The 16,908-nt window shown below is 61.9% G+C and carries 19 protein-coding genes; 8 read left to right on the plus strand and 11 right to left on the minus strand.

Annotation, left to right across the window (positions count from 1 at the left end):
- Positions 1 to 4 precede the first annotated feature (4 nt).
- The 7 genes from xseB to ACR9Y2_RS36005 are packed head-to-tail and all read left to right on the plus strand — an operon-like array spanning position 5 to position 7,132.
- Positions 5 to 274, plus strand: a complete 270-nt coding sequence (gene xseB / locus ACR9Y2_RS35975; protein WP_435046738.1) for an exodeoxyribonuclease VII small subunit — start codon at positions 5 to 7, stop codon at positions 272 to 274.
- Complete coding sequence (locus ACR9Y2_RS35980; protein WP_435046739.1) at positions 271 to 1,155, plus strand: polyprenyl synthetase family protein; 885 nt, start codon at positions 271 to 273, stop codon at positions 1,153 to 1,155. Before xseB ends, ACR9Y2_RS35980 begins: the two co-directional genes overlap by 4 nt.
- Complete coding sequence (locus tag ACR9Y2_RS35985; RefSeq protein WP_435046740.1) at positions 1,152 to 1,910, plus strand: TlyA family RNA methyltransferase; 759 nt, start codon at positions 1,152 to 1,154, stop codon at positions 1,908 to 1,910. The genes ACR9Y2_RS35980 and ACR9Y2_RS35985 overlap by 4 nt, the downstream gene beginning before the upstream one ends.
- Positions 1,870 to 2,736, plus strand: coding sequence for an NAD(+)/NADH kinase (locus ACR9Y2_RS35990; protein WP_435046741.1), 867 nt, complete (start codon positions 1,870 to 1,872; stop codon positions 2,734 to 2,736). Before ACR9Y2_RS35985 ends, ACR9Y2_RS35990 begins: the two co-directional genes overlap by 41 nt.
- Positions 2,733 to 3,965 carry a dicarboxylate/amino acid:cation symporter gene (locus tag ACR9Y2_RS35995; protein WP_435046742.1) on the plus strand — a complete coding sequence of 411 codons (1,233 nt, stop codon included), beginning with the start codon at positions 2,733 to 2,735 and terminating at the stop codon, positions 3,963 to 3,965. The genes ACR9Y2_RS35990 and ACR9Y2_RS35995 overlap by 4 nt, the downstream gene beginning before the upstream one ends.
- Positions 3,966 to 3,986: 21 nt before the next feature.
- The gene (locus tag ACR9Y2_RS36000; protein ID WP_435046743.1) at positions 3,987 to 4,748 is read left to right on the plus strand and encodes a sugar phosphate isomerase/epimerase family protein; all 762 of its coding nucleotides are present in this window, start codon (positions 3,987 to 3,989) and stop codon (positions 4,746 to 4,748) included.
- On the plus strand, positions 4,745 to 7,132 hold the full coding sequence (locus ACR9Y2_RS36005; protein WP_435046744.1) for a M14 family zinc carboxypeptidase: 2,388 nt from the start codon (positions 4,745 to 4,747) through the stop codon (positions 7,130 to 7,132). The genes ACR9Y2_RS36000 and ACR9Y2_RS36005 overlap by 4 nt, the downstream gene beginning before the upstream one ends.
- On the opposite strand, the gene ACR9Y2_RS36010 is transcribed toward ACR9Y2_RS36005, so the two are convergent.
- From ACR9Y2_RS36010 to cdaA, 5 genes are read right to left on the minus strand one after another with little or no spacing between them, the layout of a single operon-like run.
- On the minus strand, positions 7,113 to 8,015 hold the full coding sequence (locus tag ACR9Y2_RS36010; protein ID WP_435046745.1) for a histone deacetylase family protein: 903 nt from the start codon (positions 8,013 to 8,015) through the stop codon (positions 7,113 to 7,115). The genes ACR9Y2_RS36005 and ACR9Y2_RS36010 overlap by 20 nt on opposite strands.
- 4 nt (positions 8,016 to 8,019) lie before the next feature.
- The gene (locus tag ACR9Y2_RS36015) at positions 8,020 to 8,655 is read right to left on the minus strand and encodes a 3-keto-disaccharide hydrolase (RefSeq protein WP_435046746.1); all 636 of its coding nucleotides are present in this window, start codon (positions 8,653 to 8,655) and stop codon (positions 8,020 to 8,022) included.
- 42 nt (positions 8,656 to 8,697) lie between these two features.
- Positions 8,698 to 10,014 carry a phosphoglucosamine mutase gene (gene glmM / locus ACR9Y2_RS36020; protein WP_435046747.1) on the minus strand — a complete coding sequence of 439 codons (1,317 nt, stop codon included), beginning with the start codon at positions 10,012 to 10,014 and terminating at the stop codon, positions 8,698 to 8,700.
- Positions 10,015 to 10,033: 19 nt separating this feature from the next.
- Positions 10,034 to 10,675 (minus strand): CdaR family protein, encoded by a 642-nt coding sequence (locus ACR9Y2_RS36025; protein ID WP_435046748.1) that lies wholly within the window; start codon positions 10,673 to 10,675, stop codon positions 10,034 to 10,036.
- Positions 10,675 to 11,496 (minus strand): diadenylate cyclase CdaA, encoded by an 822-nt coding sequence (cdaA, locus tag ACR9Y2_RS36030; RefSeq protein WP_435046906.1) that lies wholly within the window; start codon positions 11,494 to 11,496, stop codon positions 10,675 to 10,677. Before cdaA ends, ACR9Y2_RS36025 begins: the two co-directional genes overlap by 1 nt.
- A 141-nt stretch (positions 11,497 to 11,637) precedes the next feature.
- Here cdaA and ACR9Y2_RS36035 point away from each other — a divergent pair, with 141 nt between their 5' ends.
- Positions 11,638 to 12,450, plus strand: coding sequence for a hypothetical protein (locus ACR9Y2_RS36035; RefSeq protein WP_435046749.1), 813 nt, complete (start codon positions 11,638 to 11,640; stop codon positions 12,448 to 12,450).
- 6 nt (positions 12,451 to 12,456) lie between these two features.
- On the opposite strand, the gene ACR9Y2_RS36040 is transcribed toward ACR9Y2_RS36035, so the two are convergent.
- From ACR9Y2_RS36040 to ACR9Y2_RS36065, 6 genes are read right to left on the minus strand one after another with little or no spacing between them, the layout of a single operon-like run.
- A complete protein-coding gene (locus ACR9Y2_RS36040; RefSeq protein ID WP_435046750.1) occupies positions 12,457 to 13,488 on the minus strand; it encodes an ABC transporter substrate-binding protein in 1,032 nt (343 codons plus the stop codon).
- A complete protein-coding gene (locus ACR9Y2_RS36045) occupies positions 13,485 to 14,243 on the minus strand; it encodes an ABC transporter permease (RefSeq protein ID WP_435046751.1) in 759 nt (252 codons plus the stop codon). Before ACR9Y2_RS36045 ends, ACR9Y2_RS36040 begins: the two co-directional genes overlap by 4 nt.
- Positions 14,240 to 15,070 (minus strand): ABC transporter permease, encoded by an 831-nt coding sequence (locus ACR9Y2_RS36050; protein ID WP_435046752.1) that lies wholly within the window; start codon positions 15,068 to 15,070, stop codon positions 14,240 to 14,242. The genes ACR9Y2_RS36045 and ACR9Y2_RS36050 overlap by 4 nt, the downstream gene beginning before the upstream one ends.
- Complete coding sequence (locus tag ACR9Y2_RS36055; RefSeq protein WP_435046753.1) at positions 15,067 to 16,035, minus strand: ABC transporter ATP-binding protein; 969 nt, start codon at positions 16,033 to 16,035, stop codon at positions 15,067 to 15,069. Before ACR9Y2_RS36055 ends, ACR9Y2_RS36050 begins: the two co-directional genes overlap by 4 nt.
- 52 nt (positions 16,036 to 16,087) lie before the next feature.
- Complete coding sequence (locus ACR9Y2_RS36060; RefSeq protein WP_435046907.1) at positions 16,088 to 16,414, minus strand: heavy metal-binding domain-containing protein; 327 nt, start codon at positions 16,412 to 16,414, stop codon at positions 16,088 to 16,090.
- 9 nt (positions 16,415 to 16,423) lie between these two features.
- The gene (locus ACR9Y2_RS36065; protein ID WP_435046754.1) at positions 16,424 to 16,891 is read right to left on the minus strand and encodes a nucleoside deaminase; all 468 of its coding nucleotides are present in this window, start codon (positions 16,889 to 16,891) and stop codon (positions 16,424 to 16,426) included.
- Positions 16,892 to 16,908: the final 17 nt, after the last annotated feature.

Consider the following 16,908-nt stretch of genomic DNA (forward strand, 5'->3'; position numbering starts at 1 on the left):
AACGATGGCCGACAAAAAGCCGAAGGCGACGGAGATGTTGCCGCCTGCCGACGCGCAACCGTTCGAGCAAGCCATTAGCGAGCTCGAAGCGGTGGTGCGCCAATTAGAAAGCTCGGAACTGCCTTTGGAGCAGGCGCTGGGACTTTTTGAGAAAGGGATGCTACTGAGCGATTCCTGCCGCAGGCAGCTGACAGCGGCGGAGACGCGAGTGGAGATCCTCATGAAGAAGGGTGAGGATTTTGAGGCAGTGCCCTTTGATCCGGAAGAAGAATGACGCTTGCTGAACTGAGTTTGAAGGACTATCTGGCCGAGCAGACGAAGCTGATCGACCAGGAACTGGACCGGTTGGTGCCCGCGGAAGATGTGGCGCCGTCGACGATTCACAAGGCGATGCGCTATTCGCTATTCGCCGGCGGGAAGCGGATCAGGCCGATTCTGTGCCTGGAGGCAGCGAGAGCGGTAGCCGGAGAGGATGTTGCCGGCGCGATTACCGTTGCTTGCCCCCTGGAACTGATCCACACATACTCCCTGATTCACGACGACCTGCCGGCCCTGGACAACGACGACCTGCGCCGTGGCCGGCCCACTTCGCACAAGGTATTTGGGGAAGCGATGGCGATTCTGGCCGGGGACTCGCTGTTGACCTTCGCTTTCGAGGTGCTGGGTCGATTGGGCAACGCGCGGCTGGTGGCGGAGCTGGCTGCGGCCTCCGGCACGGTGCGCGGCATGATCGCGGGCCAGGTGCACGATATTGAGGGTGAGAACCAGACGCCCACGGCCGAACTGCTGGACCAGATCCACAGAGCCAAAACGGGAGCACTGCTGCGCTGCTCGCTGCGCCTGGGCGCCATCCACGCGGGCGCGACGGAGGGGCAATTGGCTGCCATCTCCGCCTACGGAGAGCACATTGGTCTCGCGTTCCAGATTGTCGACGACATCCTGGATGTGACCCAGACCAGTGAAGAACTGGGGAAGACGGCAGGCAAGGACGCTGAGCAGCACAAGATCACGTTCCCGGCCGTTTACGGCCTGGAGGCGTCGCAGCGCATGGCGGAGGAACAGAGGAGCCTGGCGCACGCAGCCTTGGAGCAATTCGGCGCCAGTGCCCGGCGACTGCACGAACTGGCCGATCTCATCGTCGACCGCAACTCATGAAACAGGCCAGGCAGCGCATCGACCAGTTGTTATGCGATCGCGGCCTGGTCGAATCCCAGGACAAAGCCCGGGCGATGTTGCTGGCCGGCGCCGTGATGGTGAACGGGCAACGGGTGGACAAAGCAGGCGCGCTGGTACCCACGGGGGCGGTGATTGAGCTGATAGCGCGGATGCCCTGGGTGAGCCGCGGCGCCTACAAACTACTGGGCGCGCTGGATCATTGGAAGATTGATGTGACGGGCCGTGTCTGCCTGGATGTAGGCTCTTCCACCGGCGGCTTTACCGACGTATTGCTGCATCGTGGAGCCCTGCGGGTGCACTGTGTCGATGTCGGAGCCGGCCAGCTGGATTGGAAGTTGCGGAACGACCCGCGTGTGGTGGTTCACGAGGGAGTGAACGCGCGCTTCCTGGAGCCCGCACTCACCGGGGAGCCCGCGGGACTGGCGGTGTGCGACGTCAGCTTCATATCGGTTACACTCATCCTTCCGGCCCTGAAGCCCATGCTCGCCGCGCCGCGTGAGTTTGTCGTTCTGGTGAAGCCGCAGTTTGAAGTTGGCCGCGATCAGGTTGGCCGGGGCGGGATCGTGCGCGATCCGGCCCTGCATCAGACTTCAGTGGAGCGGGTCCGTTCCGCTGCCGCGATGCTGGACTTCGAGACTGAAGTAATAGAAAGTCCCGTACTGGGCGCTGAGGGAAATAAGGAGTTCCTGCTGTATGGAACCGATTCGCACGGTCGGCATCATCTCGAAGCCTGAGGTCAAACAGGCCGAGCAACTCGTGCCCGCCTTGCTAGCCTGGCTTGACTCGCACGGAGTTGGCTACCGGGTGGACCTGGCGACGCAGCAGTATTCCTCGAAAGACCTGCCGACGGTTTCGCGCGAAGAGGTTCCGGACGGCTGCCAGTTGGTGATCGTGCTGGGCGGCGATGGCACGCTGCTTTCCGCGGCGCGGGCGATTGCGGGCCGCGAGATCCCTCTCTTTGCCGTCAACCTGGGCGGGCTCGGATTCCTTACCGCCATTTCGACTGAAGAGCTTTTTCCGGAGCTGGAGCGCGCGCTCCGCAATGAGCACCGGATTGCGAAACGCCGCATGCTGTCGTGTGAAGTGCAGCGCGGCGGCGACATAGTCGCCCATTACGAAGCGTTGAACGACGTAGTGATCACTAAGGTGAACATCGCCCGCATGATCGACCTGGTGTGCAATGTGGACGCCCACTTTGTCTGCCGTTATAAAGCCGACGGGCTGATTCTTTCGACCCCCACCGGTTCCACCGCCTATTCGCTGAGCGCCGGCGGTCCCATCGTTTTCCCCTCAGTGGGCGCGCTGTGTATCACGCCCATCTGCCCGCACACGCTGACGAACCGGCCCGTCCTGGTGTCGGACGCGAGCGTGATCCAAATATTGAACCTGGCTTCCGACGACGTGGCTTACCTCACGATCGACGGCCAAGTAGGAGAGCCGCTTAAAGAACAGGACCGAGTGATCTGCCGTAGCAGCCAACATGCCCTGTCGCTGATCAGGCCGCCGCGGATGCTATTTTTTGATGTACTGCGACAGAAACTCAAGTGGGGTGAACGTTGAAAAAGCTCTCTCTGACCAGCTGGATCTTTATCGCCATGGCGCTGGGCATCGCCGTGGGTCACTTTCTGCCGGATGTCGGGAAACAGCTTACGCCTGTCTCCAACATCTTCATCCGCATGATCAAGTCGATCATTGCGCCATTGCTATTCGCCACGCTGGTGGTAGGCATAGCCGGGTCTGGTTCCGCCAAGGCGATGGGCCGCATCGGAGCCAAGGCGATCATCTATTTCGAGATTGTGACCACCGCGGCACTGGTGGTGGGGCTGATGTTCGTGAACCTGTTGAAGCCAGGCGTAGGTGTCGCCCTGCAGTCCGGCGCCCCGGACCCGAATCTGCCCACGACGCATCTCACGTTCGCCTCGATTCTGGAACATACTTTCCCGAATTCGATCTTCGACTCGATGGCTAAGGGTGAAGTGCTGCAGATGGTAGTGTTCTGCTTCCTGTTCGGCACCGCCTGCACCGCCTTGGGAGCACGGGCAGAGCCTGTGGTGAAGTTCCTGCAATCCCTGGCGGAGATCATGTTTGAGTACACCAAGTACGTCATGTACCTGGCGCCCTTCGGCGTGGGCGCGGCCATGGCGGCTACGATCGGCAACAAGGGCATCAATGTCCTGGGTAACCTGGGCAAGCTGGTGCTGACGCTTTACGGGGCGCTGGCCTTCTTCGTGATCGTTGTCCTGGGCCTGGTGATCGTGGTCACACGCATCCCGGCGCGGCGGTTCTGGCACTGGGTGAAGGAACCCTATATCCTGGCCTTCTCGACGGCTTCGAGCGAGGCTGCCCTGCCCATGGCGCTGGAGAACATGCAGCGTTTCGGCGTGCCGAAGCACATCGTGGCCTTTGTGCTGCCCACAGGGTATAGCTTTAACCTCGACGGATCGACGCTTTACCTGTCGCTGGCCTCGGTGTTTGTGGCCCAGGCGGCCGGGGTGGATATGCCGCTCTCGCAGCAGATCATGATGATGCTGACCCTCATGCTGACCTCCAAGGGTGTGGCCGCGGTACCCCGGGCCTCGCTGATTGTGCTGGCCGGCACGCTGGCTACGTTCAAGCTGCCCGTGGAAGGCATCGCCATCATTCTTGGCGTGGATACGCTGATGGATATGGCGCGGACGTCGGTGAACCTGCTGGGCAACTGTTTAGCAAGCGCCGTGGTGGCGCGCTGGGAAGGCTACGACCTGTCGCAGCCGCCGGCTGAATTGGAAGTGGAGCCGGCCGTTCACTAGGCTGGCAGGGAGGCTGGAGCCATGATGCTCGGAGCGGTGACGTACAACGTCCTGAAAGATTGGGATCTCGAGACCGTGATCACACGGTTGGAGGAAGCCGGCTTTGAAGCTGTCGAACTCCGCACCACGCACAAGCACGGTGTGGAGCCGACGCTGACAGTGGACGAGCGCGCGAAGGTGCGGGCCCGCTTCGAGCGCAGTAAGGTACGTCTGCTGAGCTTCGGCACCACCTGTGAGTTTCACTCCATCGACGAGGCCGTGCGCCGCAAGAATGTGGCGGACGGCAAGGCCTTCATCGACCTGGCTCACGACACAGGGGCGTGGGGCGTCAAGGTGAGGCCCAACGGCTTCCCCAAGGAAGTGACGCGCGAGCAGACAGTGCAGAATATCGGGACCTGCCTGCGCGAACTTGGCGAGTATGGAGCAGGGAAGGGTGTCGAGATCTGGCTGGAAGTGCATGGCTCGCAGACCCAGGTCCCACCTGTGTGCGCGGCGATCATGCGCGCCACGAAGCATGAGAGCGTGGGCCTGTGCTGGAATTCCAACCCGACTGATGTGGTCGATGGGAGCGTGAAGCAGTCGTTTGAGCTGCTGAAGCCCTGGATCAAGAGTTGCCATATCAACGATCTGGTGAACGAGAAGTACCCTTGGCGCGAGCTCTTTACGCTTCTGCGCCAGGCGAAGTTTGAGCGCTACACCCTAATGGAAGTGGCCGAAAGCAAAGAGCCCGAGCGGTTCCTCCGCTACTACCGGGCATTGTGGAAGGAGCTGAATCGCGGATGAGGATTTGGGTGCGTTTGTGGTGGGTGACGGTTTTACTCGCTTCCACCCTGCTGGCTGAGCCGCCATCGCCGGAGACCTTCTTCGGCCACAGGATGGGCGCTGACCGGACCGTGCTCGACTGGTCGAAGGTGGTGGAGTACTTCCAGGCACTGGAAAAGGGCAGCGACCGTGTCAGGTTCCGGGAGTATGGACGCAGCACGGAAGGCCGCCCCATGGTAATGGCCGTGATCAGTGCTCCGGACACCTTGAAGCGCCTCGACCGCTACCGCGAAATCCAGAACAAACTGTCTGATCCGCGAGTGACCTCCGCCGAGGAGATGCGCAAGCTGACGGCGGAAGGCAAGGTGGTGGTGTTGATCACCTGCAGCGTGCACGCCACCGAGATCGCCTCGACACACGCGGCCATGGAATTCGCCCACCGGATGGCGACATCCGACGATGCGAAGATCCAGGGGATCCTCAACAACGTCATTCTGCTGCTGGCGCCGTCCATCAATCCGGATGGTGTTGATATCGTCACCAACTGGTACCGGAAGACGCTGAACACTCCGTTTGAGGGCACCAGTCCGCCGGAGCTGTACCAGAAGTACGTTGGTCATGACAACAACCGCGACTGGTACATCTTTTCTCAATCGGAGACGCGGGCGGTGGTGAGCCAGCTCCACAATGTGTGGCATCCGCAGATCGTCTACGACGTCCATCAGATGGGGCCGACGGGCGCCAGGATGTTCGTCCCTCCGTGGCTCGACCCCATCGAGCCGAATATTGATCCGCTCATCGCGCAGCAGTGCAACATGGTGGGCATGATCATGGCGGCCGACCTGACGGCGGCGGGCCGCAAGGGGGTGGCCGTGAATGCGGTGTACGATTTCTGGACACCGGCACGCCACTATCAGAGCTACCACGGCGGGCTGCGCATCCTGAGCGAATCGGCCAGTGTGAGAATCGCGACCCCCGTCAACATCAAGGCGGAGCAGATCTCGAATCTGGCGCTAGGGTTCAATCCGAGGGAGAGATCGTGGAACTACCTGGAGCCCTGGCTGGGTGGGGACTGGAAGTTGCGCGACATCATAGACGACCAGTTGATTGCGATGGAGAGCCTGCTGAATACCGCCGCGCTGCGGCGTGAGGATTTCCTGAGGAACTTCTACGCCATCAATCAGCGGTCGGTGCAGCGGAGAGCCCCCTATTCGTTTGTGCTGCCGCCGACTCAGGCGGATCCAGGCGCAGCCAGGAAACTGCTGGAGACCCTGGACTTCGGCTCGGTGGAGATCGAAAAGGCGGCCGAGGCGTTCCAGGTGGGTTCCAAGTCGTATCCGGCGGGTACGTTTGTGGTGAAGATGCAGCAGCCGTGGTCGGGCTTTGCGAAGGCGCTGCTGGAGCGGCAGAAGTATCCGGATCTGCGCGTATACCCAGGCGGCCCTCCGCGACGGCCCTATGACGTCACAGCGCAGACGCTGCCGCTGCTGATGGGTGTTCAGGTCGACACCGTCGAAGATCAGTTCCAGGCCAACCTCGCGCCAGTGAAGGATTTCCGATTCCCGGCCCAGGGGCTGAGTGCCGGCGACAGCGATTCCTGGAGGAAGGTGAACCAGGCGTGGAAGGCGGGCACACCCGTTTGGCGCAACCTGCAGACCGGGGACTTCTCCCTGGGTGCCCGGCGCGCCGGATTCACTTCCCTGAAGCGGCCCAAGGTCGGGATCTACAAGTCGTTCGTGCCGTCGATGGACGAAGGCTGGACGCGCTGGCTGGTGGAGCAATTCGGTTGGGAGTATTCGAGTGTCAGCAATTCGGAGATCCGCGGCGGCAAGCTGAACGACAAGTACGACGTCATTCTGTTCGCCGATCAGTCGGCCGGGTCGATCCAGAGCGGCTACCGGCAAGGCTCGATGCCGGAAGAGTATACCGGGGGCCTGGGCTCGGAAGGAGCGGATGCGCTGAAGCAATTTGTGGAGGCGGGCGGCCGGTTGGTGTTCCTCAACGACTCCACGGACTATGCGGTGGAGCAGTTGGGGGTCAAGGCAAAGAACTCCCTCAAGGGCGTCTCGAACCGCGACTTCTACTGTCCCGGATCGCTGCTGAATGTGAAGCTGGAGCCGGGTTCACCACTGGGTCTGGGACTGCCCCAGGAGTTCACCATCTGGAACGAGCAGAGCCCGGTGTGGGAGCCGGAGGAGACTTCAGCGAAGGCGGTGGTGAGGTATTCGGCTGCCCCTGTCCTGGCGTCCGGTTGGCTGCTGGGGGAGAAATATCTGGCCGGCAAACCCGCGCTGGTAGACGTAGCGCAGGGCAAGGGTCATATCTTCCTGTTCGGCATGCGTCCGCAATACCGCGCGCAGAGCTGGCTCACGCTCAAACTGCTTTTCAATGCGATGGTGTACTGAAGACGGAGAACGCGTTGAGGAAGGTATTGGCGTGGGCTTCGGCGGTGCGCTCCAGCGGGGAAGAGTAGCCGCCGCCGAGGGTAATCAAGAAAGGGATGCCGGCTGTGCGTACAGCTCGCATCACCATGGTGTCGCGTGCGGAGAGACCCGCGAGCGATAAGCTCAGGCGCCCCAGTGTATCGGTATCCAGGGCGTCGACCCCGGATTGGTAGAAGATGATCTCCGGATGGAATTCCAGCACCCTGGGCAGTACGGCCTCCAAGGTTCGCAGGTACTCCTCATCTCCCGTTCCGTCTGGCAGTGCGAGGTCGATTCTGCTGCGTTGTTTGCGGAAAGGGAAGTTCTTCTCGCCATGGATGGAGAGGGTGAGGACCTCCGCATCGTCCTCGAAGATGAGGGCGGTTCCGTCGCCCTGATGGACGTCGAGGTCGACAATGGCGGCGCGACGAAGACGGCCTTCCTTGCGCAGGAACTGAATTGCGACGGCCATGTCGTTGAAGACGCAGTAGCCGGAGCCTTCGGCGCGGAAGGCATGGTGGGTGCCGCCGGCCAGATTGCCGCCCCAGCCGCGTTCCAGGGCATCCACGGATGCGCCGAGCGTACCGCCAACGCTGGCCAGGGAGCGCAAAACGAGGGCAGGGGACCAGGGGAAACCGATGCGCCGGATGGCGGCAGGGGGCAGGGAACCGTCGAGGATTTGCTGGACGTAAGACTCGTCGTGGGCGAGGGCCACCACTTCGGCCGTGGCCGGCTCGGCGCATTGGAAGGTGAAGACTCCAGTACGCTCGAGCCGGTCGCGGACCATACGGTACTTGGGCATCGGGAACTTGTGTCCCGGCGGCAGTTCAATGGCGTAATGATCGCAATAGAAGAGCCGAGGCAAGCAGCTATTTCTTCGTCAGGTCTCGAACCCAGATGTCCTTGAACTGCATGTGGCCATCTCCTCCCGAATGCAACTGGAGGGCGATGGTGCCCTGGATAAACGGGGCGCGCGGGTCAGTGAAGTCCACCATCGGGACGCCATTCAGCCGCGAGGTGTAGTGGTTGCCTTCCACCGTGACCAGCATCTCGTTCCAATCGGTCTGGCGAACCACGGTTTCATTCTGGGGCGAGGGCCATACGATCCACGCCCGGCCGAAGCCATAGACGCCGGCCGTGTGCTGCCCGATGCGGCAGTCGATTTCAAACTGGGCGCCCTGGCTCACATCGGCGGTGCCGGGCTTGAACTTGGTGTGGAAATAGACGCCGGAATTGCCGGAGCCGACGCACTTGAAGCGCAGGGAGAGCTGGAAATCCTTATAGTCGCGAGGCGTCTCGAGGTAGCCGTAGCTCTTGTTCACGGCCTTACCGGTAAGGATGCCGTCCTCTGAGGTCCACTGCTGCCCGCCAACACTATTCCAGTTGGAGATGTCTTTGCCGTTATAGAGCTGAATCCAGTCCTCGCCGGGGGGCTTGGTGCCGGCGGGTAGCTGCGCGAACACAGTGGTCGCGGAAAAGGCTAACAGGAGAAGCGCACTCTTCATAGAAGACAGGATAGCGTTGATGCTGCCATGCCGGGAATCGGTTTATGAAAGAGCCGCCTCGATTGCGTTGGCAATGCTGTGCGCGCGGTGTGAGACACGTTCCAAGGTCGGCCCCTCCACCATGACGCGGGCCAATGGCTCGGTTCCCGAGAAACGGACCAGCACGCGGCCGGCGTCGCCAAACTCAGCCTCGGTGGATTGGATCTCGGCTTGGACCGAGGGCAATTCTTCCAGCGGGCGCTTGTGTTTGAAACGCACGTTGACGAGCTTCTGCGGGTATACGGTGAAGCCTTCCGCGAGTTCATCGAGCCCGCGCTGCTGTTGGACCGCGATCTCGAAGATGCGCAAAGCCGTAAGCAGCCCGTCGCCCGTCGTGGCGTAGTCTCGGAAAATGACATGACCGCTCTGTTCACCACCCAGGTTGAGGTCGCTGCGCAGCATCTCTTCGATGACATAACGGTCGCCCACGGCGGTGCGGACGAGTTTCAGGCCATCTTTTTCCAGGGCGCGTTCCAGGCCGAGGTTGGACATCACCGTGGCCACCACGGCGGCCGGCCGCATTTGCCGGGCGGCGATGAGCAGGGCATGGTCGCCGTCAATAATCCGGCCCGTGCCGGAGACCAGCATGCAGCGGTCGGCATCGCCGTCGAAGGCAGCTCCGAAGTGCGCACCCTCCGCCAGGACGCGATCGCGCAGCGCATCCACGTGCAGCGCGCCGCAGTCCTTGTTGATGTTCTTTCCGTCCGGTGTGCAGCCGGTGGCGACCACGTCGGCACCCAACATCCGGAACAATTCCGGACCGATGTAGCTGGCCGCTCCATTGGCGCAGTCGAGCACGATCCGGTAGCCCTTCAGGGATGCGTGGAAGGTCGAGGCGAGATATTCGACATAGTGCCGGTCGTAGGCCGGATCGACCGTCTGGACCAGGCGCTTAGGTTCGGGGTTCTGGGCGAGAATCGCGAAGATGCGCGCTTCCATCTTCCGTTCCTCCGCATCGGGCAGCTTGAAGCCCGAATGGTCGAAGGCCTTGAGCCCATTGTCCTCATACGGGTTGTGCGAGGCGGAAATCATGATGCCGGCCACGAAATCCTCGGTCTTGGTGAGGTAGGCGACCCCGGGGGTCGTGGTCAGGCCGGCGAAACAGACTTGGGCTCCAGCGTGGGCCAGGCCGCCAGCCAAAGTCTCGGCCAGCCAGGGACCCGACTCTCGTGTATCCATGCCGATGACCACGCGTGGCGTCGCATGATGAGCTACCCATTCCCCCAGGGCGGCTCCGAACGCGAACACGGTGGGCTCGTCGAGCGGGGCCTTTCCCGCAACGCCGCGGATGCCGTCCGTGCCGAATAGTTTTCTGGACATTACTTTTCCCTTGCTCCGATTATTTTGGTGCCAGTGTCACGTGGATGGTGACAGCTGGCGAACTTGTGAAGTTCACTTGCGCGTCGCCCGAGTAGGCGGTGGTGGAGGCGTTGCCCTTTGCATCCAACATCCGCAGATCCACGGCGTCCGTCAATACTTCCTGAATATGCCGGACCCTGCTTTGGGGGCCGATAACTGTCAGTTTAGCCGGACTCACGTCGGCTGATTTCACTTGCATCCCTTCAGGGATGTTCTCGAATTGAGGTTTCACCGGGACATCGCGCTGGATGCGGGTCTCCAGGCGAATCTGCAACTGGGCAGGCACGGCCCGCTCCAGCGTCACGCCCGCCGGCAGGTTCAGGTTGCGGCGGTCGAGTGTAAATGTCCGCTGGCCCGGTGTCCGCACTTCGCTGAGGTCCACGACCAGGGGCATCGCGGCCGGTGACAGCCGCGAGAGCATCGGGGATGGGCCCCGCAGCACAAGATGCACCTGCTCCATGATGTCGGAGCTGATTTCGAGATTCTTCGGGATGTTGCGATACTGCACGGGCACCGTGATTGACGTGGTCAGCTCTCGCGCGCCGGTGACCACAAGCCAGATGACGAAGGCTGCTCCCAGCGAAGCGAGCTTCCAGCCCAGGTTTCGGGTGATGGGTTTCATCAATGTCTGGTCACCTCGCGGGAGGATCCGGCGGCCGCGGTGGCAACATAACGGGGCGACGAACCGGAGGCCCGGCCCAGGCGCTGGGCGACTCGCTCAATCGGGATATCCATCTCCAGGTCGCCGAGGGCGGCAATGGAAACCGTACCGCGTTCTTCGCTGACGACGATGGCCAGGCAGTCGGCTTCTTCCGTGACGCCGATCGCCGCGCGGTGGCGGGTGCCCAGCTTACGCGACAATTCTGGATTCATTGTCAGCGGCAGGAAGCAGGCGCCGGCCGCCAGGCGTCCACCCTGGACGATGACAGCTCCGTCGTGCATCGCGCCGCCGGGCTGAAAAATGGCCAGCAGCAGGTCTCTGGTGACTCGGGCGTCGACCGGTACCCCACTCTCGATAAACGTGCGGAGGCCGATGTCGCGTTCTACGACGATGAGGGCGCCGATCTTATGGGCGGCGAGGTGCGCAATGGCCAGCAGGATCTCATCCGTGACCTCTCGAGTCTCTAACCGCGACCCAAAGCCCACCCAGCGACGCTCCCCGATGCGGGCCAGCAACCTGCGAATCTCACTCTGGAACATAACGATCAGGGCGAAGGCGGTATAGGGCGCCAGCGTTTCAAGAATTGACCGAAGTACAGTCAAACCTGCAAAAACTGAAACGACGTAGATGAGAAGGACAACCCCGATTCCGGACAGGATATGCGCGGCGCGACGGCCGCGAATCAGCATCACTGCCTGGTACAGCAGCAAGGCCACCAGCAGGATGTCCAGCGCAGCCGCCGGCGTGAGCCGTGGCATCGTGTCCATGAACTGGTCGAGCATGGCCCGCAAAGTAGTGATCCTCCGTGCAATTGCGCCGCAGTCAGCGCTTACCCTTCAGTCTACCTGATCGCTTTCCAGATCGATTTTACAAACCTGCCCCGGATGGATGGCGTCGTATCCTCAGGCATGGTCAGGAGCTGGGTGATCGCAATTTCGTTGGCTGCCGCCGCTGGTGTCATGAACGCACAGCCGGATCCAGCCACTCGTCCGTTTCTTCGGTCCGTGGTGGAGAAGTATATCCGCAACACCGGCGGCCTGCAGGACTACCGCTTTGTTCGCCGCGTGGCTCGCGCCGAACTCGACTCAAACGGCAACCGGAAGTCCTGGACCGCCTCCACGAGCAAAGTGGACTTTGAGGCAGGTGTCCGGGCCACCTGGTTGATCGCCCGCGACGATCGCCCCCTGACTGCGGAGGAAATACAGAAGGAAGAGGCGGAGGCCCGTCGCGCGGCCCGTGAGTGGCGCGGCAAACTGCCCGCTGAGCGGAAGGAGATCGAAGAGAAGCGGGACAGGAAGGCTCGCATGGAGCGTGATTTCCTGAACGAACTCTCCGAAGCCTTGGAATTCCGCAGCCGGCCTCCGGAGATTCGAGGAGGGCGGGTCACGCTCGTCTATGATTTTGAACCGCGGGCCGGCTACTCCCCAAAGTCGAGGGAAGCGCACGTATATGAGGGCACCCGAGGCACCGTTCGGGTGGATCAGGAAGACGGCCAACTGGTGAGCCTGAATGCAGAAACCTTCCGGGAGGTGACGATGGGCATCTTCCTGGCCAGCGTATCTCGAGGCTCCAGGGTTGAGCTCAATCAGGTCAGGCTCGACTCGGGCGTATGGCTGCCACTGAATCAGACCATCAACTACGCGGCCAGGATCCTCTTTAAACATGTCAGGCGCCATGTGGAAACCCAGTACCAGGGCTACCAGCCCTACTCCGGTCCGGTCTGGCGTGGCGACTGAGACAGCCTAGGCTGATTTCAACTCTGTCCAAAGACGATCCCGCAAGCGTTGCGCCTGCGCGGCCAGGGGTGCGAACCACTCGCCGCGGGCCATCGTCTCCGGATCTGGATACAGCGTCTTCAGGCTGCTGATCTCGGCAGGAATGCGTGACCGTGCCGCGGCGTTGGCTGTTGCAGTCCTGGAGTACGTCACAATGCCGGCCGCTACGTCCGCACGCAGCAGGTAGTCCAGAAACTGATGTGCCAGATCGGCGCGGTTGGACTCCCGCAGCAGGACGGCGCAGTCGGCATACAGCGCGTAGCCCTCCAGCGGATATACATAGCGGAGATGAGGTGCCGCGTCGATGGCTTGTTGGGCCGTCGTCGCCCAGGTCTGGCAGGCCGCGATGTCGCCAGCTACGATCTGATCCCGAACCTCGGCGTTCAAGTACGCGCGGAGCAGCGGCTTCTGGTGTAGAGCCTCCTGCAGGGCGGAACGGAGGTCGACCTCCGAACTCGCATTCAACGATCGTCCCAGCTTCTTGAGTGCCGCGCCAAAGACCTCTGCGGGGTCATCGAGCATCGTCATTCGACCGCGATAGCGTGTTGTCCAGAGCTCGGCCCAGGACTGCGGAGCGGCCCCGGACCGGGTGTTGAAGAGGATGCCGCTGGAGCCCCACATATAGGGTAAGCTCCAGCGGAGCTCCGGATCCCATTCCGGCCGCTGGAAGATCCGGTCCAGGTTGCCCAGTTGCCCGAGCCTTGAATGGTCCAGGGGAGCGAGCAGCGACATTTCCCGCATGGGACCGACGAAATAGTTGGACGGGAACACCAGGTCCCAGCCGGAGTTGCCGGTCATCACCCGCGCCAGCATCTCCTCATTGCTCTCGTAGATGGCGTAGCGGACGCGTATGCCGGTCTCGGCCTCGAAAGCGGGCAGCGTGTTCTCCCCAACGTAGTTTGACCAGTTGAAGACATTCAGCCGCAGGCGGTTGCCGCGAGTGCATCCGGCCACGCCCGCCAGGCCGAGGAAGAACAATGTTTTGCGGCGGGAGATCATGACTCTTTGAGCCGCTCCGAGGCGAGAATCATCACGCCCAGCGCCATCACGATGATGGTTGAGATCGCGTTCACTACCGGATTGGCTCCGCGGCGCGCGATGGCATAGAGGACCATCGGCAAGGTCTCGGAATCCACCCCGGCCACCATCGAGGTAATGACGTAGTCGTCGAACGAGATCGTAAACGCCAGCAGCGCCGCGGAGACAATCGCCGGCATCAGGTTGGGCAGGGTGACGTGGCAGAACGCCTGCCACTCTGTAGCACCCAGGTCCACGGCGGCCTCCTCCAGTGAGTTGTCGAAGGTGCGGAGCCTTGCCAGGACGACAATCACGACAAAGGAGATGCAGAACGAGATATGAGCGAGGATCACGGTGTGCAGGCCCAGGTGCACATTGAGAAACCGGAAGATCCACTGAAAAAGCGCCAACAGCGAAATGCCGGCCACGATCTCCGGTGTTACCAATGACAGCGAAAGGCTCATCGTGATGAGGGGGGCGTCCTTCTTCCACAAGGCATGCGCGCAAAGAGTCCCGATCACCGCCGCGGCCGCCGTGGCTGCCACCGCAATCAGCAGGCTGTTGACCGTCGCCTCCATGAGTTGCTGATCCTGAAATGCAGCCCGATACCAGCGGAGGGAGAATCCCTCCCAGAGTGTGAAGCGGGAGCTGTTCACGCTGAACACCGCCAGCACCAGCAACGGCAGGTGCAGGAAGGCGTAGATGGCCGTGGCGGCCAGGGGGAGCAGCCGTTTCATAGCAGGGGCTCTCCCTTTCTACGCACCTGGATCCACAACAACACCATCACCAGCGCCATCATGCCCAGTGAGATGGCGGAGCCAAAGGGCCAATCACGAGAGTTCGAGAACTGGTTCTGGATCAGCGTGCCGATTAGGATGGTCCTTCCGCCGCCCAACAGGTCCGGGGTGAGGTAGGCCCCCAGGCAGGGAATGAAAACCAGGATCGCGCCTGCGCGAATACCGGGCGCGGCGAGCGGCAGCATGACGCGGAGCAGCCCCTGGAATGGGCGGGCGCCCAGATCGCCGGCGGCCTCCATCAGTGACGGGTCCAGCCGTTCCAGGGTGGAAAACAACGGCAGCACCATAAAGGGCAGGTAGCCGTATACCAGCCCCAGGATCACAGCCCACCAGTTGTACAGCAGGGGCAGCGGCTCGCGGATCAGGCCGACTGACTGCAGTGTGGTATTGATCAGGCCCGTGTCCCGCAGCAGGAACATCCAGGCGTAGGTCCGCACCAGGAAACTCGTCCAGAACGGCAGCATCACCAGTGATAAATACAGATTCTTGCGCGCGCCGGATCTGGAGATGAACAAGGCCAGCGGAAATCCCAGCACGATACAGATCAACGTGGAGACTCCGGCCACCAGAAATGACCGGCCGACGATGCCGACGTAGAGCGGGTCGAGCACCCGCAGCCAGTTCTCTCCGGTGAAGGGTGGCATCGTCCCGCCGTAGGCGCCCCGCGTCATGCACGAATACACCAGCAGGATGCCGAGAGGCACCGCAAACAACAGCAGCAGGATGCTGGCGGTGGGTAGCAGGAACAACAGCCGTAAACGCCTCATGACGGCTCGCAGTGGATCTGGTCCTGTTTATCCCAGAAAACGTGCACGGATTGGCCGCGCTCGAAAATGCACTCGCCCCGGGCGACTTCAGCGACGATCGTCTGGCCATCTGCTGAGACGGTCTCCACATGCAGGCAATTGCCGAGGAACATGAGTTCCTGGATAGTGCCGGGAATGCTGCAGAGTCCTGCGTCCCGAGGCGGATCGAGCGACAGCCTCGTCGACTCCGGCCGGATGCCCGCGCCGTTCACCCAGTTGACCGGACCCAGGAATCCGGCGGAGAACCGGGTTCGGGGCGTGAGATAAAGCTCGCGCGGAGTACCGAGTTGTTCCAGGCGCCCTTTGTAGAGCAGGGCGATCCGGTCTGAGACAGAGAGCGCCTCCTCCTGGTCGTGCGTGATGAAGATGAAGGTAATGCCCACCCGCCTCTGCAGGGCCTTCAGTTCGGTCCGCACCTGTTTGCGGAGATTGGGGTCCAGCGCGGACAGCGGCTCGTCGAGCAGCAGGACATCAGGCCTCAATACGAGTGACCGGGCCAGGGCTACGCGCTGCTTCTCTCCGCCGCTCAACTGCGCTGGTTTGCGGTCCTGCTTGCCATCCAACCGCATCATCTCAATGCACTCGCGGACGCTCTCCCTGGCGTCCGCACGCGGGTGGTATCGAAGGCCGAATTCAATGTTCTGCTGCACCGTAAGATGCGGGAACAGGGCGTAATTCTGGAAGACGGTTGAGACCCTGCGCTGATGCGGGGGGAGGGCTGCCTGGGGCTCGCCGCGCAACATGATTTCACCGCGTGTCGGGGCCTCGAAGCCGGCGATCAGGCGCAGCGTCGTTGTCTTGCCGCAGCCGGAAGGGCCCAGCAATGAAAAAAATTCACCTTCGGCGATCTGCAAAGTCAGGTCGTCGAGCGCGATGTGATTCGGAAAATGCTTGGAAAGCCCGTGCAGCTCCAGTACGTGGCCCATTGCTTTCACAGCATGGTAGCGCGAAAGCCCGGGTCCGTGACCAGCGGGGCCGTTAGGCGAGAATGACGGCGGTGCCCGCGGCCGTCACCATCAGCATGCCGCCGCCGTGGCTGGTCGAGATGGTCTCGTAGTCCAGATCCACCGCAATGACGGCGTTGCCGCCCATCTGGCGTGCCTGCTCGCACATCTCCTCGATGGCGATGTCTTTCGCCTTCCGCAGTTCCGCTTCATAGGAGGCCGACCGGCCGCCTACAATGTCGCGGATGCCGGCGAAGAAGTCTTTGAAGATGTTGGCGCCCAGGATAGCCTCGCCGCTGACGATTCCCAGATACTGGCGAATCTCCTTGCCCTGGAGCGTGGAGGTGGTGACCACAAGCATATTGGACATTCAGTAAGGTATTTTGTTCACACTCGCGCGCCAAATGGCAAACGGGCGGCTACCCTCGCCCTGCAGCAGCCTTCGCGTCGGCAGGGCGCGGTCCTGCTCGGCGAGAGGGATCTGGGCATACAGGAATGAGTCATCGAAGCCGGCTTCGGCGGCGTCATGCTTAGAAGCTGCGTAGTAGAGGGAATCGAGCCTGGCCCAATAGATCGCTGAAAGGCACATGGGGCACGGCTCGCAGGACGCGAAGATCTCGCAACCCCGCAGTTCATAGGTGTTAAGCTTGCGGCAGGCTTCGCGGATGGCTACTACTTCCGCATGCGCGGTGGGATCATTTTGTGTCGTGACGTGATTGGCACCCTCGGCGACAATCACGTCATCTTTGACGATCACGGCCCCAAAAGGGCCGCCGCGCCCCGACTCGACGTTTTCGACGGCGAGTTGAATGGCGCGGCGGAGGAAGTCTTCGTGCATATGTCTTGCGTGCGCTG

Origin of the sequence: Paludibaculum fermentans (genome assembly GCF_051172195.1) — a bacterium.
GTDB classification, from domain to species: domain Bacteria; phylum Acidobacteriota; class Terriglobia; order Bryobacterales; family Bryobacteraceae; genus Paludibaculum; species Paludibaculum fermentans_A.